The organism is Streptomyces sp. SID14478 (genome assembly GCF_010548525.1).
GTDB lineage: Bacteria > Actinomycetota > Actinomycetes > Streptomycetales > Streptomycetaceae > Streptomyces.
Window position 1 is genome coordinate 1 of sequence record NZ_JAAGMG010001052.1, and the last position, 765, is coordinate 765.

General features: G+C 76.2%; 1 protein-coding gene. It reads right to left on the reverse strand.

From position 1 onward, the window contains the following. Nucleotides 1–647, reverse strand: a 647-nt coding sequence (locus G3I40_RS33890) for a hypothetical protein (protein ID WP_164558670.1), incomplete at its 3' end; no start/stop codon positions are given. Between the last annotated feature and the right edge of the window lie 118 nt (nucleotides 648–765).

Sequence of the window (765 nt, forward strand, 5' to 3'; positions counted from 1 at the left end):
CGCCGCGCTCCCCTCACGAGGGCGCCGCCGCAGAGGAGGAGGGCGGCGGCGGTGGCCCCCAGCCCGAGCAGTGCGCCGCTCGGACCGGTCCGGGCCAGTTCCTCCGCGAGGCCCGGCCGGGTGCGGCCGCCGCCGCCCGCGACGATGTCGAACGGGTAGTCGCGGGACTCCCCCACCCAGTCGCCGTCGTCGTCCCTGCGCTGCACGAGCGCGGCGGCGGCGACGACGTGGCCGGGGCGGGTGTCGGAGGTGAACGCGAGCCGGACCCGCACGGTGACCGTCTTGCCGGGGCCGACCGAGAACCCGGGGAAGCCGTCGTCGAAGACGCCCAGGTTCTCGTCCTGGTCGGTCTTCTCGAACGGCACCGGGCGCCAGCGCGCCCCGTCGTGGAACTCCAACTGGATCTGGGCGGGCCTGAGCTTGCGCTTCTCGTCGACGAGGACGAGCACCGGGTGGATGTTGCCGCAGCCCGAGTCCGTCGCGTTGGTCAGGTCCAACGACCAGCGCTCGTACCCTCCGCCCGGGTGGTACGTGTCCGGCCCCCGGTGGACCGCGGTCCCGATCGGGAACTCCCCGCTGTCCGAGGCGACTTGGCAGACGGGCTCCTGGGAGACGCCGCCCGGGTCCCCGGCGGCGCGGGCGCCCACCGGGGACTGAGTGGTGCCGGTGCCGGCCAGTGTCCGGACGGCACGCGTCCCCGCCGCCGGGCCCCGAACGACCCAACTGCCCGCCGCATCCCGAGCCGCACCCGCCCGCGCCGCGACG